Annotated in this window: 14 protein-coding genes; 8 read left to right on the top strand and 6 right to left on the bottom strand. The window is 67.3% G+C overall.

Annotated elements, in window-relative coordinates; genetic code table 11:
* Positions 1-65 precede the first annotated feature (65 nt).
* Positions 66-431, top strand: a complete 366-nt coding sequence (locus ACJH6H_RS28775; protein ID WP_406776299.1) for an FkbM family methyltransferase — start codon at positions 66-68, stop codon at positions 429-431.
* Between the two features lie 57 nt (positions 432-488).
* Here ACJH6H_RS28775 and ACJH6H_RS28770 read toward each other — a convergent pair whose 3' ends face one another.
* The 3 genes from ACJH6H_RS28770 to ACJH6H_RS28760 form a co-directional block, all read right to left on the bottom strand.
* Positions 489-2,228 carry an AMP-binding protein gene (locus ACJH6H_RS28770; RefSeq protein WP_406776298.1) on the bottom strand — a complete coding sequence of 580 codons (1,740 nt, stop codon included), beginning with the start codon at positions 2,226-2,228 and terminating at the stop codon, positions 489-491.
* A 166-nt stretch (positions 2,229-2,394) separates the two neighbouring features.
* The gene (locus tag ACJH6H_RS28765; protein ID WP_406776297.1) at positions 2,395-3,129 is read right to left on the bottom strand and encodes a hypothetical protein; all 735 of its coding nucleotides are present in this window, start codon (positions 3,127-3,129) and stop codon (positions 2,395-2,397) included.
* A gap of 45 nt (positions 3,130-3,174) precedes the next feature.
* Positions 3,175-3,528, bottom strand: coding sequence for an XRE family transcriptional regulator (locus ACJH6H_RS28760; RefSeq protein ID WP_135355239.1), 354 nt, complete (start codon positions 3,526-3,528; stop codon positions 3,175-3,177).
* A gap of 134 nt (positions 3,529-3,662) precedes the next feature.
* On the opposite strand from ACJH6H_RS28760, the gene ACJH6H_RS28755 reads away from it, so the two are divergent.
* The gene (locus ACJH6H_RS28755) at positions 3,663-4,307 is read left to right on the top strand and encodes a hypothetical protein (RefSeq protein WP_138249237.1); all 645 of its coding nucleotides are present in this window, start codon (positions 3,663-3,665) and stop codon (positions 4,305-4,307) included.
* Positions 4,308-4,599: 292 nt separating this feature from the next.
* A complete protein-coding gene (gene ileS, locus ACJH6H_RS28750) occupies positions 4,600-7,746 on the top strand; it encodes an isoleucine--tRNA ligase (RefSeq protein WP_406776296.1) in 3,147 nt (1,048 codons plus the stop codon).
* A 22-nt stretch (positions 7,747-7,768) separates the two neighbouring features.
* Here ileS and ACJH6H_RS28745 read toward each other — a convergent pair whose 3' ends face one another.
* Positions 7,769-7,978 carry an RNA-binding S4 domain-containing protein gene (locus ACJH6H_RS28745; RefSeq protein WP_212811492.1) on the bottom strand — a complete coding sequence of 70 codons (210 nt, stop codon included), beginning with the start codon at positions 7,976-7,978 and terminating at the stop codon, positions 7,769-7,771.
* Between the two features lie 90 nt (positions 7,979-8,068).
* Between ACJH6H_RS28745 and ACJH6H_RS28740 the strand changes: the two genes are divergently transcribed.
* Positions 8,069-9,406: a DNA polymerase IV gene (locus tag ACJH6H_RS28740; RefSeq protein ID WP_406776301.1), complete on the top strand. Its 1,338-nt coding sequence runs from the start codon at positions 8,069-8,071 to the stop codon at positions 9,404-9,406.
* Positions 9,407-9,409: 3 nt separating this feature from the next.
* Here ACJH6H_RS28740 and ACJH6H_RS28735 read toward each other — a convergent pair whose 3' ends face one another.
* Together ACJH6H_RS28735 and ACJH6H_RS28730 are read right to left on the bottom strand one after the other, a co-directional pair.
* Positions 9,410-11,455: an acyltransferase family protein gene (locus ACJH6H_RS28735; protein WP_406776295.1), complete on the bottom strand. Its 2,046-nt coding sequence runs from the start codon at positions 11,453-11,455 to the stop codon at positions 9,410-9,412.
* Between the two features lie 159 nt (positions 11,456-11,614).
* Complete coding sequence (locus ACJH6H_RS28730; RefSeq protein ID WP_406776294.1) at positions 11,615-12,538, bottom strand: asparaginase; 924 nt, start codon at positions 12,536-12,538, stop codon at positions 11,615-11,617.
* Between the two features lie 141 nt (positions 12,539-12,679).
* On the opposite strand from ACJH6H_RS28730, the gene lspA reads away from it, so the two are divergent.
* The 4 genes from lspA (at position 12,680) to ACJH6H_RS28710 (ending at position 16,978) form a co-directional block, all read left to right on the top strand.
* Positions 12,680-13,291 carry a signal peptidase II gene (gene lspA, locus ACJH6H_RS28725; protein WP_406776300.1) on the top strand — a complete coding sequence of 204 codons (612 nt, stop codon included), beginning with the start codon at positions 12,680-12,682 and terminating at the stop codon, positions 13,289-13,291.
* Positions 13,288-14,211 carry an RluA family pseudouridine synthase gene (locus tag ACJH6H_RS28720; RefSeq protein WP_135355247.1) on the top strand — a complete coding sequence of 308 codons (924 nt, stop codon included), beginning with the start codon at positions 13,288-13,290 and terminating at the stop codon, positions 14,209-14,211. Before lspA ends, ACJH6H_RS28720 begins: the two co-directional genes overlap by 4 nt.
* Positions 14,208-15,149 carry an EamA family transporter RarD gene (gene rarD, locus ACJH6H_RS28715; protein WP_406776293.1) on the top strand — a complete coding sequence of 314 codons (942 nt, stop codon included), beginning with the start codon at positions 14,208-14,210 and terminating at the stop codon, positions 15,147-15,149. Before ACJH6H_RS28720 ends, rarD begins: the two co-directional genes overlap by 4 nt.
* A 149-nt stretch (positions 15,150-15,298) precedes the next feature.
* Positions 15,299-16,978 carry a glycosyltransferase family 39 protein gene (locus ACJH6H_RS28710; protein WP_346414682.1) on the top strand — a complete coding sequence of 560 codons (1,680 nt, stop codon included), beginning with the start codon at positions 15,299-15,301 and terminating at the stop codon, positions 16,976-16,978.
* The last annotated feature ends 180 nt before the right edge of the window (positions 16,979-17,158 follow it).

Below are 17,158 nucleotides of genomic sequence, written 5' to 3'. Positions count from 1 at the left end.
ACACCCAGCCAACCAGACACCCCAATCACAGGCCGACAGCAGCTGACCGTTCTACACCCTCAATCATGAAGAGCCAGAAATGCGCGACGGTCGCCGCGGCGCCGTTGCTGGATATTCTCGCGCCGGAGGAATTGGCACGTGTGCGCCTGATCAAGATGGATGTCGAAGGTGCTGAAACAACAATACTCAGCGATATTTTCGATCACATCGACGCGTTTCCCGACAATATGAGCATCATCTTCGAAGCCAATCCCGAAGACGACCGGGCCGCTTTCGATGTGCTGTTCAAACGCATTCAGCAAAACTTCGCCGCCTACGAAGTGGAGAACGGCTACAGCAATGCCTGGTATCTCAAATGGAAAGCCGGTCCGCTCAATGAATTGCACACCGCACCGACGCGGCGCACCGATATTCTCTTGACCCGCGCATAGCGCCGGCGGCCGCCACCTCGGACCAGGCCGCGCGGTGCGCAGCCTGGTCCCGGGGGATCAGGCGTCCAGGCGCGCCAGGGCACCCTTGCGGTACAGCTCGGTGCAGGCCTGGCGGCGGATCTTGCCGCTCGTGGTGATCGGGATCGAGCCCCGGCCGACCAGCACCAGGTCGGCGGCATTCACACCGTGCACCTGGGAGATGGCCGAGGTGATGTCGTGCTTGACCTGTGCCAGGTTCTCGCGGACCTCGTCCTCGGTCTCGCCGCGCTTCTTCATCTCGATGACGACGGCGAACTGTTCGACACCGTCCTCCTCGAAACCGACGGCGGCGGTACGGCCACCCGAGACCGCGCTGACGGTGGCCTCGATGTCGTCGGGGTACAGGTTGCGGCCGCGGATGATCAGCAGGTCCTTGATCCGGCCGATGATGAACAGCGAGCCTTCGGAGATGAAGCCGAGGTCGCCGGTACGCAGCCAGTACTCCGACGGGGTGCCCTCGGGAGCGTCCTCGAGTACGCCGCGGAAGGTCTTCTCGGTTTCCTCGGGCTTGTTCCAGTAGCCGGCACACACGTTCTCGCCGTGCGTCCAGATTTCACCGACGGTGCCCTCGGCAGCCTCGCGGCGGGTCTCCGGGTCGACGATGCGAACCAGGGGGGAGGGCGAGAAGCCGTAGCTCACGAGCGGGCTGCCGGACTCGACGCGCTCGACGATGCCGTCGGCAAGCTTCTCGGTGTCGAATTCCACGACCGTCGGCGGCTCGCCAGATTCGCGGGATGCCACGTAGAGGGTCGCCTCGGCCAGGCCGTAGCTCGGGCGGACAGACTTGCCCGGCAGCCCGAACTTGGCGAAGCGCTGGATGTAGCGCTTCACGGTGGTCGGCTGTACGCGCTCGGCGCCGCTGAAGACCGTCAGGACCGTGCTCAGGTCCTTGCCGGCCATGTCCTCGTCGGTGGTCCGCGCGGCGGCCAGGTCGAAGGCGAAGTTCGGCGCGGCGGTGATGACGTTCTTGTGGCTGCCCATCAACTGCATCCAGCGGGCCGGCTTGACCAGGAACGAGATGGGACTGGTCATCACGGTGTGCCAGCCGCCCAGGATCGGCGTGCACACGCCCAGCAGCAGGCCCATGTCGTGGTACAGCGGCAGCCACGTCACGACGGTGCTGCCGGCCGGCGCGACCTTGCCCCACTCGGAGAAGAAGACCGCGATCATCTGCTCGTAGTTGGCCGAGACATTGCGGTGCGAGACCATCACGCCGGCCGCGGTGCGGGTCGAGCCCGAGGTGTACTGCAGGTACGCGGTCTCGGGGCGAACTTCGCGGCGGGAGAACGGCTTACGACGCGTCTCCAGGTCCAGTTCGTCGACAGCGAGGACGACGGGGCTGCGGCCGTCGTCGTTCGGCGTCGCGTACTGCGCGACGGCGTCCTTGCTGGCCGCGGTGGTCAGGGCTACGACCGGCTGCGCATCCTTCATGACCGAGATGACGCGCTCGTCGTGGTGGCCCATGATCGGCTGGGTCAGCGGGACGGCGATCATGCCGGCCTCGAGGGCGCCGAGGAAGCCGACGACGTATTCGAGGCACTGCGGGGCGACGATCACCACGCGGTCGCCGATCTCACCGTGCTGGCGCAGTTCGTGCGCCACTGCGACGCTCTGCTGGTACAGCTGAGCCCAGGTGAGGGTCTTGGCCACGCCATCGGGGTCGGTGTCGTAGTCCATGAACGTGAAAGCCACGTCGTTGGGTTGCAGGCTGGCGCGCTCGCGCAGGACGGCCGGCAGAGACGACTCGATCACGGACACTTCCTCCTCGGGGATGTTCGGGCAGGGGTGAAGGCCGGGTGTCGTCGAAGGTGGTGAAACACAGTCAAACTGACACCGGGTGCCGGATAGCAGAGTAAGGCATCCTCGCAGATTTTGACGGATCGGGCCTTTTGCTGACGAGTCTCCGACGGTCAGCGCTGGAGGCTCAGTGGGCCGCCTTCGAGAACCACTTGGTCTTGATCAGCCACGAGTGCGCGGACGCCAGCGCGAAGACCCCGCCGCACATGCAGGCGAAGACCCAGACGAACTTGCCGTCTTCGAGGGGCTGCAGCTCGGGCACCAGCGATGTCAGGATGCGGGTGGCGCAGGCCATGATGCCGCTGGCGGTGGCGAACAGATAGATGTTGGCGATGCGCCGCGAGTCGGGGTTCTTGCGCAACACCAGCAGGGCGCGGCCGCCGAACACCAGCAGGTAGGTCAGGGTGCCGCACAGCACCAGCCAGTACGCGGCCAGCCAGCCGTCGGTGGGCATGGTGAACAGGTCGGGGGAGTACTCGCGACCGGCCACGCTCATCGAGAAGAGCGCGAGCAGCACCGGGATGCACAGGGTCGCGGGCCGCTCGATGTACTGCGTGAACATCTTCTGCATGGCCGAATCGTCGGCCAGGCGGCCGATGGCGTTGTAGACGATCGCAGAGGCGGCCACGATGTAGCAGTCGTGGCCGAGGTAGGCGGGCAGGTTCCAGACGCCGGTCATCGAGTGGATGGCGCGGCCCAACGTGTCGGCGGCCATCGGGGACATCAGGACGACAGCCGCGGCCTGCAGCGCGATGTTGAGGGTCGCGGCCACTTCCCAGCGGCAGGACCAGGTGACGCGACGGATCCACAGACTCCACGCCATACAGGCGAGAGTGATGGTGATGAGAACTGTGAGAGCCACGGTTGAAGCCTTTGCCGGCGCCTGCGAACGCTCAGATTTTACTTGTCAGAGCGGCGGTGCATCAGCACGTCGCGTCATTTCCGACAATTTCGTGGCGCGTTTGGGGACCGCCGGCGCCGCCGTGGCAACCGCGAGGGGTGCCGACTGGATGTAGTTGATGACCTCGTCGTGGCTCATCAGGCCGAACCGAACTTGCAGGTCGGGGTAGCTCAGCCGGAAGTGATCGGCCACCAGGCGGAGTTCTTCCGCATTGGGGTAATCGGCCTCTTTGATCCGCCGGTAGTACGTACTGCTCGACGTTCCGAGCGCACCGTAGATCTCCCTCGCTTCGACGTCGCCGTCGAGAATGTAGTCGAGCAGCGCCTTGAGCTGTCTGCCGTTCTGGTCTGTTCGGGGCACTCTGCCACGATAGACCCTTCCCCCCTTTGGTTGCTAGCAACTGTTTTTGCGACACATAAGCCGTAATTGACATGGGCGTCACAGTTTCGGGAGCTATGTCCCAAATTTGGGAATCGTGTTGTAGTTTGCATCACATGACTCTTGCGTACGCCGGTGAGTTCGACGCCGTTCTCCCTTCTGCTGCTGCGGCGACGATGCATGTCGCCGACTACGAGTTCGGCGGCTTCGACACCGCCGGTACTGCGGTCGACATGCGGCGCCTCGAGGCCCCGCTGTCGCCGGTGATCACCGCCGAGCTCGAGGGCGCGGTCGAATACCTGGGAGTCGATGCCGAGGTGCTGCTGATCGCCGCCCTCGGCCGCGCGATCGAGCGGGTCATCGGGCCCGGCCGAGCCGCGGTCGACGTGGCCGCAGCGAAGGAACGCTCCGGCGGCGGCCTGGCCGTGATCCGGCGGCTCGAGGTGGAGGCGGCCTCCGCATCGGACGTCGACGCCACCGCGATGGTGCAGGCGGTCCGCGGCGCCCTGGCGGCCGCCGCGGCCGACCCGAACGACGTTGCCGACGTGTTGTTCAGTTACGGCATGTCCGCCATCGACGGCGAGCACCCGGGCCCGGCCCACACGCTCGAGGTCCGCGCGTTCCACGCCGACGACGCCTTGCACGTCGACTGGTGGTACGCCCGGCACCAGTTCGAGCCCTACACCGTGGAAGAACTCGCCGAGCAGTTCTCTTACGCCGTCATCGAGCTCGCCTCGGAGGCCCTGCCGGTCGCGGAGTAGTCCGGCGTGCTCCGCGGCGGCCCGCGCCCGTTAGAATCGCTGCATTCGCATCGATCCGGCCATCACCGGGGAGCATTCGGAAGAACGGCCGGGGCCATCAACGCCGCGGCTCAGTAGAACCGAACGGGTGGGCCCGTCATCGCCTGCAGTTGAGCGGCGCACGTGTGCGACCTTCCGGGGTCGGCGGTGCGCAAGCGGGGTGGTACCGCGGCACTCGCGTCCAGACGCGAGATCGTCGTCCCCGTGCCTGGAACTGAGCACCGTTTGGTGCTGACGGCACTGGAGACCAGACGTGAGCGCGTACCCCAAGACCGCCAGTGGCACACCGAATTTCCCCGACCTCGAGACCGAGGTTCTGGAGTTCTGGGCCCGTGACGACACCTTCCGTGCCAGCATCGCGCGCCGCGACGGCGCCCCCGAATACGTCTTCTACGACGGTCCGCCGTTCGCCAACGGGCTGCCGCACTACGGCCACCTGCTGACCGGTTACGTCAAGGACATCGTTCCGCGCTACCGCACCATGCGCGGCTACAAGGTCGAGCGCCGGTTCGGCTGGGACACCCACGGCCTGCCCGCCGAGCTCGAGGTGCAGCGCCAGCTCGGCATCTCCGACAAGGCCCAGATCGAGGCCATGGGTATCGGCGCCTTCAACGACGCGTGCCGGGCCTCGGTCATGAAGTACTCGAACGAGTGGCAGTCCTACGTCACGCGCCAGGCCCGCTGGGTCGACTTCGACAACGACTACAAAACCCTGGACCTGACGTTCATGGAGTCGGTGATCTGGGCGTTCAAGCAGCTGTGGGACAAGGGTCTGGCCTATGAGGGCAACCGCGTGCTGCCGTACTGCTGGAACGACGAGACGCCGCTGTCCAACCACGAGCTGCGGATGGACGACGACGTCTACCAGAGCCGGCAGGATCCGGCGCTGACCGTAGGGTTCGTCGCGACCGACGGACCGGTGGCCGGTGCCCGCCTCCTCGTCTGGACCACGACGCCGTGGACGCTGCCGTCCAACCAGGCCGTCTCCGTCCACCCCGAGGTCACCTACGTGCAGGTGGTGGGCCCCGACGAGCAGAACTACGTGCTGGCCGAGCCGCGGCTGGCGGCCTATGCGCGCGAGTTCGGCGAAGAGCCGGTGGTCGTCGGCAGCTACCTCGGCGCCGAACTGCTGGGCACGCACTACCTGCCGCCGTTCGCGTTCTTCGTCGACAGTGACAAGGCGCAGAACGCGTTTCAGGTCTTGCAGGGCGATTTCGTCACCACCGAGGACGGCACCGGCATCGTCCACATGGCGCCGGCCTACGGCGAGGACGACAAGGCCACCTGTGACGCCGCCGGGATCGTCGCCGTCACGCCGGTGGACTCCACGGGCCGGTTCGACTCGACGGTGCCCGACTACCAGGGCCAGCAGGTCTTCGAGGCCAACCCGCAGATCATCAAGGACCTCAAGAACGGCACCGGCCCGGCCGCGGCCAACGCACCGGTCCTGCTGCGCCACGAGACCTACGAGCACTCCTACCCGCACTGCTGGCGGTGCCGCAACCCGCTGATCTACCGCGCGGTGTCGTCGTGGTTCGTCAAGGTCACCGAGTTCCGGGACCGGATGGTCGAGCTCAACCAGCAGATCACCTGGTACCCCGAGCACGTCAAGGACGGCCAGTTCGGCAAGTGGCTGTCCAACGCGCGTGATTGGTCGATCTCGCGAAACCGCTACTGGGGCAGCCCGATTCCGGTGTGGAAGTCCGACGACCCGGCCTACCCGCGCATCGACGTCTACGGGAGCCTCGACGAGCTGGAACGAGACTTCGGCGTCCGGCCCGACAACCTGCACCGCCCCTACATCGACGAGCTGACCCGGCCCAACCCCGACGACCCGACCGGCAAGTCGACCATGCGCCGCATCGAGGACGTGTTCGACGTCTGGTTCGACTCGGGCTCGATGCCCTACGCGCAGGTGCATTACCCGTTCGAGAATCAGGACTGGTTCGACGGCTCGGCCAGCGAAGAGGCCCATTTCCCAGGCGATTTCATCGTCGAGTACATCGGCCAGACGCGCGGCTGGTTCTACACCATGCACGTGCTGGCGACCGCGCTGTTCGACCGCCCGGCGTTCAAAACCTGTGTGGCACACGGCATCGTGCTGGGCAATGACGGCCAGAAGATGAGCAAGTCGCTGCGCAACTACCCGGACGTGTCCGAGGTGTTCGACCGCGACGGTTCGGACGCCATGCGCTGGTTCCTGATGGCCTCGCCGATCCTGCGGGGCGGCAACCTGATCGTCACCGAGCAGGGCATCCGCGACGGTGTCCGGCAGGTGCTGCTGCCGGTCTGGAACGCGTACTCCTTCCTGGCGCTGTATGCACCGAAGAAGGGCACGTGGCGCACGGATTCGACGCACGTGCTGGACCGGTACATCCTGGCCAAGCTCGCCGACCTGCGGGACACCCTCACCGAGTCGCTCGACGCGTGCGACATCTCGGGCGCCTGCGAGCAGCTGCGCCAGTTCGCCGAGGCGCTCACCAATTGGTATGTGCGCCGGTCCCGTTCGCGGTTCTGGGAAGAGGACGCCGACGCCATCGACACGCTGCACACCGTGCTCGAGGTGACCTGCCGCCTGGCCGCACCGCTGCTGCCGCTGGCCACCGAGAAGATGTGGCAGGGGCTGACCGACGAGCGTTCCGTCCACCTGACGGACTGGCCCGAAGCGGGTGTGGTCCCGGCCGACCCCGAGCTGGTCGCGGCGATGGACCGCGTGCGCGAGGTGTGCTCGGCGGGTTCGTCGCTGCGCAAGGCCAAGAAGCTGCGCGTGCGGCTGCCGTTGCCGAAACTGACGGTGGCCGTGGACAACCCGTCGGCCCTCGCGCCGTTCAAAGACCTCATCGCCGACGAGCTCAACGTCAAGGCCGTCGAGCTGACCGACGACATCGACGCTTACGGAAAGTTCGAGCTGGCGGTCAACGCGCGCGTCGCCGGCCCGCGCATCGGCAAGGACGTGCAGGCCGCGATCAAGGCGGTCAAGGCCGGGGAGGGTGTCGTCAACCCCGACGGCACGCTGACCGCCGGGCCCGCCGTGCTGTTGCCGGAGGAGTACAGCTCGAAACTCGTTGCCGCGGAACCGGACTTCACCGCGGCGTTGCCGGAGGGCGCGGGCCTGGTGGTGCTCGACGCCACCGTCACGCCCGAGCTGGAGGCCGAGGGCTGGGCCAAGGACCGCATCCGCGAGCTGCAGGACCTGCGCAAGTCCACCGGGCTGGAGGTTTCGGACCGGATCACCGTGACGTTCGCGGTGCCGGCCGACAAGCGGGCGTGGGCGACGACCCATGCCGACCTGATCGCCGGCGAGATCCTGGCCACCGGGTTCACCGTGGTCGATGCGGCCGAGCTGGCCGACGGTGCCGATGTCGGCGACGGCGTCCGGGCCGCGATCGCCAAGGCCTGACCCGGTTTCCGGCGAACGGGCGCTAGCTGCTCACCCGGGCCGACTGACCCTCGAAGGTCACGGTGTCGCCGGGGCGCAGCTGCCGTCCGCGCCGCGTCTCGACCTCGCCGTTGACGCTCACGAGCCCGTCGCCGATGACCGCCTTGGCGTCGGCTCCGCTGTCGATGAGATTGGCGAGTTTGAGGAACTGACCCAGCCGGATCGATTCGTCACGGATCGGCACGTCGTTCATTCGGTGAAGCGTAGCGACTGTCATATTTCCCGTCGCTACGCTCGCCCCTCTAGATTGGCTGCTGTGGATCGCTGGGTCCTGCATCTGGACATGGATGCCTTCTTCGCGTCCGTCGAGCAGTTGACTCGGCCTACCTTGCGGGACCGCCCGGTGCTGGTCGGCGGGCTCGGTGGTCGTGGCGTGGTGGCCGGGGCGAGCTACCAGGCGCGCCGATTCGGTGCCCGCTCGGCGATGCCCATGCACCAGGCCCGGCGGCTGGTGGGGGCGTCCGCGGTCGTGCTGCCGCCGCGGGGCGCGGTGTATTCGGTGGCCAGCCGGCGCGCGCTCGACGCGGTGCGTGCCGTGGTGCCGGTGCTGGAGCAGTTGTCGTTCGACGAGGCGTTCGGTGAGCCGGCCGAACTGGTCGGCGCCGAGCCCGACGCGGTCCGGCAGTTCTGCGAAGACCTGCGGGCTGCCGTGCGGTCGGAGACGGGGTTGGTGGCCTCGGTCGGCGCCGGATCGGGCAAGCAGGTCGCCAAGATCGCGTCGGGCCTGGCCAAACCCGACGGGGTCCGGATCATCAGCGGCGACGAGCAGGGCTCGCTCTTGGCGGCGTTGCCGGTCCGGAAATTGTGGGGGATCGGGCCGGTCGCCGAGGAGAAGCTGCACCGGCTGGGCATCGAGACCGTCGGCGCGCTGGCGGCGCTCAGCGATGCCGAAGCCGCCGACGTCCTCGGCGGCACCGTCGGCCCGGCGTTGCACCGGCTGGCCCGCGGCATCGATGACCGTCCGGTGGTCGAGCGGGCCGAGGCCAAACAGATCAGCGCCGAGTCCACGTTCCAGATCGACCTCACCACGCTGGAGCAGTTGCGCGAGAAGATCGGGCCCATCGCCGAGCATGCGCATCGTCGGCTGCAGCGCGACGGTCGCGGTGCCCGCACCGTCACGGTGAAGCTGAAGAAGTCCGACATGAGTACGTTGACGCGCTCGGCGACGTTGCCGTACGCGACCACCGACCCGTCGACCCTGGCCGCGACGGCCCGCCGGCTGCTGCTCGACCCGGTCGAGATCGGCCCGATTCGCCTTGTGGGCGTAGGGTTTTCGGGCCTGACTGACGCCCGGCAGGAGTCGTTGTTCCCGGAGCTGGAGATGACGGACGACGCCGAGGTCGCGACCTCGGCGGGTCAGGCCGCCGCGCTGAGCGCCGCCCCGATCGAATCCCCGTGGCGCGTCGGTGACGACGTCCAGCATCCGGACCACGGCCACGGCTGGGTGCAGGGCGCCGGGCACGGTGTCATGACGGTGCGGTTCGAGACCCGGGCCAGCGGTCCCGGGGTGGCCCGCACCGTCGCGGCCGACGATCCGCGGATCACCCGCGCCGACCCCGTCGACAGCCTGGACTGGCAGGACTACCTGGCGCAGTTGCCGACCGACGACGGCGCCGCCTGACGCCTAGTCCCGGTGGGGATGAAGGCCGCGGGCGAGATTCGGCGTTCCGCTGCTGCGGGCGACCAACGCTTCCCGGACCTGTGGAGTGTCCGCAGTGGAGGGCTGCCCTTCCGGTGCGAGGAGGGACAGCACGTCGGCGCCGATGATCGGGGCGAGCGCGGTGCTCATGTTCACCGTGAGGTGGTGGCCGTCGCGATAGACCAGCGTGTCCCCGATGATGCTGGGGCAGACGGCGTCGTTGCACAGGTAGTCGCTGTAATCCAGGTAGTCGAATGTGCTGCCGGCGGCCAGCTCCGTCTCGGCCCGGCGGACGGCCTGGTTCAGCGCCCGGTCCCGAGGCAGTGCGCAGCGCTGGGCGTCGTCGGGGTAGAGCCCCAGGCAGAAGGTGGGCGCCACCCCGATCGACGGGGTATCGGCGAGCACCGCGACGCGTGTCTGCGCCGGGAGCTCACTGATGGTGTCTGTCAGCGCCTTTCGCCAGTGCGCCGCCGGGTCGGCATCGTTCAGCACATAGCTGGATCCCCAGGCGCCGAGAAGGATCAGTGCCGGTTTGGCTGCGGCGAGGCTGTCGAGCACGTTTTCGCGCCATTCGGCACACCGCGGGTAGGTGGCGATATGAATATGGGCCGACGGGCAGTGACTCTTGGTGCGGTTGTCGAGCCGGATCAGGCCCTGGTCGGCGAGGGCGGATAGTGCCGGATACCAGTGCGCCGCATGGGAATCGCCGAACAGGACGACGAGCGGCGCCTGCGGGTTGGTCCCGACGGTGCAGCCGGCCGGGTCGGTGGCCCACTGGCCGCGGTGGCAGCCGTTCGCGTAGATGACCGGCTCACCGCCGGCACCGTCGGAGAGCTCCGGGGTGAGGTTGCTCGGCACATACGGGGTCCCGGCGGGTTTCACGCTCAGCGCCGCGTGCACCGCGGGGCGGCCGGCGTCGCGCCGGGGGGACTGCACGACGGCGACCGTGAGAACCACGGCACAGACGGCGGCCATCACGCCTGCCGTCGCGGCGAGTGTGCGGCGGGGGCGGGCCGCGTTCAGCCATGTCATGTGCTGGCCCGGTTGTTCGACGTAGCGGTAGAGCAGCCACGCCAGCGGGACACAGGCCGCGACGATCGCGACGCGCAGCCACATGGGCAAGGTGTGCATGTATCCGGTGGCGGCGACGGGCAAGACGAGCAGGGGCCAGTGCACGAGGTACAGCGAGTACGAGACATCGCCGATCCAGGTGAGGGGGCGCAGGCTCAGGAGTGCCGCGGGACCCCAGCGCACGGGGCCGGCGGCGATCAGCAGCGCTGTGCCGAGCACCGGCGCCGCCACGGCGTCGCCGGGGTACTCGGTGGCGGTGGAGAACAGGACACCGCTGCCCACGATGGCGGCCAGCCCGGCCCAACCGGCGACGGCGCCGATCCGGGGGCCGAAGACGCGGCCACGGGTCAGCACGACGAGCGCGACGAGGCCGCCGACGCCGAACTCCCAGATCCGCGGGAACAGGATGAAGAAGGCGTTCGGCTGTGAGAAACCGGTCAACCACACGCACAGTGCGAACGATGCCGCGACGACGGCGCCGATGGCCGCCACCCGGCGGGCGCGCAGCTTGACCAGACCGAACAGCCCGACGAGCAACGCCGGCCACAGCAGGTAGAACTGTTCCTCCACACCGAGCGACCAGTAGTGCATGAACAGCGACGGCGTCTTGTCGGCGAGGTAGTCGGTCGCGCGGTAGGCGAACAGGACGTTCGGCACGTAGAACGTCGCGGCGATGGCGTCCTTGACGACGTACCCGAACTGCAGGGGAGACACCCAGTAGGCCGCCGCGGCCACCGTGGCGACGATGACGGTCAAGGCGGCCGGCAGCAGCCGGCGCACCCGCCGGGCGTAGAACGCGCCGTACCGGATGTGCCCGCGCTGGTGCAGCTCGCTCAACAGGTGCGTGCTGATCAGGAATCCGGAGATCACGAAGAAGACGTCGACGCCGACGTAACCGCCACCGAATCCGGGGATCTCCGCGTGGAACAGCACGACGAGGGCCACCGCGATCGCGCGCATGCCCTGAATGTCGAGACGCTTCTGCTGTTGGTGTCGGCTACCGAGCGCCGTCGATTCCACTGTCTTCCCCCCGGGAGTTGGGCGTGGGGGAAATTATCATTGGGTCGTCAATTGAGTGCACGTTGACGGACAAGTCGTCCACCCAGTGGGACAGTTTCGCTAAACCCACTCAGCGAACAGGTCTGTGACCGGTATTTCGGCGGCGAGTGCCGCCATCAGCAACACCCGGGCCTGAGCGGCGCGCAACCCGCCCGCGGACACCGCCCCGGCGTCCAGCAATGCCCGTCCGGGACCGTAGCCCGATGTGACGCGCGCACCGGGCACCCGTGTCGCAATCGCCACCGCGACGCCGGCAGCGCACAGCCGCTGCACCCCGGCGAGCACCTTGGACCCGGCATTGCCCGAGCCGAGCGATTCGAGGACGATTCCGCCGGCGCCGGCCGCGGCAAAGGCGTCCATCGCCAGTGCGTCACTGCCGGCATACGCGGCGACGATGTCCACCCGCGGCGCGGACGCCGCCGACAACGCGCCCAGTCGTGGCCGCTTTTTGACCGCGCCGGCGACGAACGAGCCGTCATCGAGCGACCCGACCGCCGTGCCGAGCAAACCGTGCCCGGTCTTGGTCAGGCCGAGGGGCTGCCACACCTGCCCGGCCATGCTGACCAGCACGCCGAGGTCGCGGGCCGACCCACTGGCGGCGACGGTGATCGCGTCCCGCAGGTTGGCCGGGCCGTCGGCATCGGGTGCGTCGCTGCTGCGCATGGCGCCGGTCAGGACCACCGGTACGGCGCCGTCGTACGTCATGTCGAGCCACAACGAGGTTTCTTCCATGGTGTCGGTGCCGTGCGTGATGACGATCCCGTCGGCGTCACCGGCGGCCCGCACGGCAGCCCCGATGCGGTCCCAGTCGGCCGGCGTCAGTTCGGAGCTGTCGACCGACATGAGGTCGACGGTGTCGACCTGGACTCCGGCGCCCAGATCGTGCACCAGGTCGCCGGCGCTACGTGTCGGGCGGGCTATTCCGTGTTGGTCGGTGCTGGTGGCAATGGTGCCTCCGGTGGCGATCACGACGACGCGAGTCATGGGCGAAATTGTTCCTCACGGGGTCTTTGGGATGATGGGGGAGTGACTGATGAATCCACGGAGCCGGAGGCGACCTCGGGCACCGGGCCGGAGACGGCTGAGAAGGCCGGGCCGGAGACGGGTGAGAGCGCCGAATCGCCGGTGACCGAGCCGGCGCAGGCCCAGCCCGTCGCGCGACGGTTGCGGCTGTTGCTGATGGTCGCGGCGCTGGTGCTGGGGCTGGATGTCCTGACCAAGGTGCTGGCGGTGAAGCTGCTGGTGCCCGGTCAGCCGGTCGAGATCATCGGTGACACCATCACCTGGACGCTGGTCCGCAATTCCGGGGCGGCCTTCTCGATGGCGACCGGTTACACCTGGGTGCTGACGTTGATCGCCACCGGCGTGGTCCTGGGCATCATCTGGATGGGCCGGCGGCTGGTCTCGCTGTGGTGGGCGCTGGGCCTGGGGATGATCCTCGGCGGTGCGGTGGGCAACCTGATGGACCGGTTCTTCCGGTCGCCGGGGCCGCTGCGCGGGCACGTGGTCGACTTCCTCTCGGTCGGCTGGTGGCCGGTCTTCAACGTCGCCGACTCCGCGGTGGTGTGCGGGGCGGTGCTGCTGGTCGGGCTGTCGATGTTCGGCATCGATTTCGATACCGAGAGCAAGCAGGCGCCGGCCGCCGATTCCACGGAAGCCGCTGATATACAACAGGATTCGCCGGCACAGCCGGAACCGGCCGCCGCGGCCGCCGACGAGGCTGAAACCGGCCGATGAGCAGCCGTTCGATGCCGGTCCCCGAAGGACTGGCCGGGATGCGGGTGGACGCGGGTCTGGCACGCCTACTGGGGTTGTCGCGCACCGCGGTCGCCACGATCGCCGAAGACGGCGGCGTCGATATCGACGGCGCGCCGGCGGCGAAGTCGGACAAGCTGGTGGCGGGCTCCTGGCTGGAGGTCCGCCTGCCCGAGGCGCCGGCGCCGCTAGAGAACACGCCGCAGGACATCGAGGGCATGGCGATCCTCTACTCCGACGATGACATCGTGGCCGTCGACAAGCCGGCCGGGGTGGCGGCACATGCCTCGTTGGGCTGGACGGGCCCGACGGTCCTCGGCGGGCTGGCCGCGGCCGGCTTCCGGATCAGCACGTCGGGCATCCACGAGCGGCAGGGCATCGTGCACCGGCTGGATGCCGGCACGTCCGGCGTCATGGTGGTGGCGCTGTCCGAGCGGGCGTACACGGTGCTCAAGCGGGCGTTCAAGCACCGCACCGTGGAGAAGCGCTACCACGCGCTGGTGCAGGGCCACCCGGATCCGTCGAGCGGCACCATCGATGCGCCGATCGGGCGGGCCCGGGGCAATGACTGGAAGTTCGCCGTCACCGAAGGCGGCCGGCACAGCATCACCCACTACGACACCATCGAGGCGTTCGTGGCCGCCAGCCTGCTCGACGTGCACCTGGAGACGGGGCGGACGCATCAGATCCGCGTGCACTTCTCGGCGCTGCACCACCCCTGTTGCGGCGACCTGACCTACGGTGCCGACCCGACGCTGGCGAAAAAGCTTGGGCTCGGGCGGCAATGGCTGCATGCGCGCTCGCTGGGATTCGCGCACCCGGCTGACGGCCGGTGGATCGAGATCACCAGCGAGTACCCGCCGGAATTGCAGCATGCTCTGGACGTGTTGCATCGTCAGTGACCACAACCGCGACGGCAACTTCGAACCAGAACCGGGGACTGCTGCTCGGGCTCGGCGCCTACGGCACGTGGGGTCTGTTTCCGGCGTTCTTCCCGCTGCTCAAGCCGGCCACGGCGTTCGAGGTGCTGGCCCACCGCATCGTCTGGACCCTGCTGCTGATGTTCGTGGTGCTGGCCGCCGGTCGCCGCCTGGGTGACCTGCGCCGGCTGTCGGGCCGTACCTGGGGCTTGCTGGTCGCGGCCTCGGCGTTGATCTCGCTGAACTGGGGCATCTACATCTACGCGGTCAGCAACGGCCACGTGGTCGACGCCGCATTGGGCTACTTCATCAACCCCCTCGTGAGTGTGGCGCTGGGCGTCGCGGTGTTCGGCGAGCGCCTGAATCGGGCCCAGGCCACGGCGTTGGCCATCGGCGCGGCCGCGGTGATCGTGCTCGCGGTGCAGGCCGGCGAGGTTCCCGCGATCGGCCTCGGCCTGGCGGTGTCGTTCGGTGTGTACGGCGCGGTCAAGAAGGTGGTTCCCGCTGACCCACGGGTCAGCGTCGGCGTCGAGGCCGGGGTGGCTGCCCCGTTCGCGTTGGCCTACATCGCCGTCCTCACGGTTGCGGGCCAGGCGACGGTTCCCGAGCTGGGCGCGGGCCACACACTTCTGATGATGTTGTGCGGCCCGGTGACGGCGCTGCCGTTGCTGATGTTCGCCGGTGCGGCGCAACGGCTTCCGCTGGTCACCATGGGCCTGCTGCAGTACCTGACGCCGGCGTTGCAGATGGCGTGGGGCGTCATCGTCGGGCATGAGCCGATGCCGGTGGGCCGGTGGGCAGGCTTCGTGCTGATCTGGCTGGCCCTGGCGGTGTTCACCGGCAGCGCGATCGGCAGGAGGGTCGGTGGCAATTCGGCCGTCGCCGTCGATCCGGTAGTTGCTCTGTCGTCATTGCCCTGAAGAGACTCTTGGGCGATGAGACGACGGCATATCGGTCGATAGCGGTAGGCCGAAAGCAGTGCCTCACACATCGTCCGGGCGGCGCGCTCAGGCGGTAGCCGGACGGGTCGGACGGGTACTGTCGTCGTCTGGGAGATTCGGGTCAGGGCATGGCCGGTTATCAGGGGAGCGCCAATTTGAGCACGCGTTACGAGGGTGGACGCCAACGGTGTGAACGCTTGTTCGGGAGATTTGCGGCGTATCGGCTGACGCCCGCGGTGGCGGTTTGGCTCGTCGTCGCATTGATCGTGCTCTTGGTGGTACGCGCGATGGTGTCGACTTCGCTGTCTCACGATGACGCGATCACCATGCTGTCGGCGACTTGCAATCAGGGGCGCTATTCGCAATTCATTCCCATTGGTCAATGGGTATCTGTGCAGACCTGGCAGGACTATTGGAGTCTGCGGAATCCGGGATGTTTCGACCGGATTCGCACCGATCTGGCGCATTTTGACATCCATCCGCCTTTGTATTTCTGGCTGCTGCACATCTGGTTCTCGTTTTTCGGTGTCTCGATCCCGGCCGCAGCCATGCTGAACGTTGTGCTTGTTGTCATGACGGCACTGCTGCTCTTTGCGGTGTGCCGGGTGCTCGAGATCCCCACCTTCTTAGGTGCGGCCGCTGTGTTGACGTGGGCACTCTCCATGGCGGTCCGAGCGAGCGCGGTCGCTATTCGCCAGTATGCGTTGCTCGGCTTGTGGTCGACGCTACTGTTGTTGTTCGTCTGCTTGTGGTTCACCCGCCACAAATTCGGTTACCTGGTCGCACTTGCCCCTGTCATTGCCTTGGGCCTGCTGACTCAGTACTTGTTCGTCGTCCCTGCCGGGTTTGCCTTGCTGCTCGTCGGTGTCGCCATCGTGGCCCGCCGGCGGTACTGGGAGTTTGCCGGTCTGGTCGCCGTCGGCGTCGTCGCCGTCAGCGCGTTCGGCATGGGAAACCCGGGGTTCTGGGAGTCATTCCACCGTGGCGGGGAACAGGCACAGCATTTTTCCTGGCCCATGCTCGGGGTCCGGATCGTGGCGTTGCTCGGCCCGCTGTACGAGGCGTTTGCGCCGATCGATCCCGCGTACCAGTCGTACGGTGTCGAGATCGGCGCCGTCGTGGGCGGTGTCCTGACAGTGGTGGTGGTCTCGCCGATTCTGTGGATCGCCGCCAAGTGGGTGGTGCGTCGTCACGGCGGCTGGCATGAATTCGTTCCGACTGCGTCGGCAGTGCCATTGCAGATGTTCTTCAGTTGCTGGCTGGCCATCATCGCGCTGTACGTCTCTTTCATCAGCCCGGTGCATTCCATGCGTCCGCTCTATTTGTACTTCATCACCCCATTTCTATTCGTCGGGCTTGCGGTGTCGGCGCGGCGTTCGCACGTGGTGGCTGTGGTGCTGTCGGTGCTCCTCGTATTCCAGTTTGTCGGGGTAACGCTGGCTACCGTGCACGCCGGCTATCGCTACACGCAGACAACCGCGCTAGTGCCGGCATCCGACGCCGCGATCGTGATCGATTCGGATCGGCGTGGAGTTGTACCGCCGACATTGTGGTCGGTTCCGCCTGACGCGGTGACTTTCGTAGCCAGCCAGGACGAATTGATCAACCATTTTCCGGATCTGTCCAGCCTCTCGAATCGACACGTCTATTACGTGAGTAGGGTCTTGCCGGCGGACCCGTATGGGAATTCAATTGCGAAGCGGAATGAAATACTCCAGAAGTTCGCCGATCGCGGCTATGCTTCCGCGCATCTGGGCGCCAACCAACTGTTAGGCGGCGCTGACGTATACCGGCTCGTCCGCTGGTAGCAGCATCTGCTTTGCCTACGGCTAGTGTTCACTGCAAGAGGAGGTCAACGCTTGAATTACGAGGGTGATAGTTGATTCAGGCAGTAAATGGGCTCTTCGCAGTTGAGGGTGTAGAGGTGGTTGGCGCGTCGTTGCCGGGATAGAGGTCGAGGTCTCTCGAAAATGAGGGTTCCTACACTC

This window comes from Mycobacterium sp. SMC-21 (genome assembly GCF_045310825.1).
GTDB lineage: Bacteria > Actinomycetota > Actinomycetes > Mycobacteriales > Mycobacteriaceae > Mycobacterium.
The sequence above is the reverse complement of the archived record's forward strand: the minus strand, read 5'-3'. Positions and strand labels throughout refer to the sequence as shown.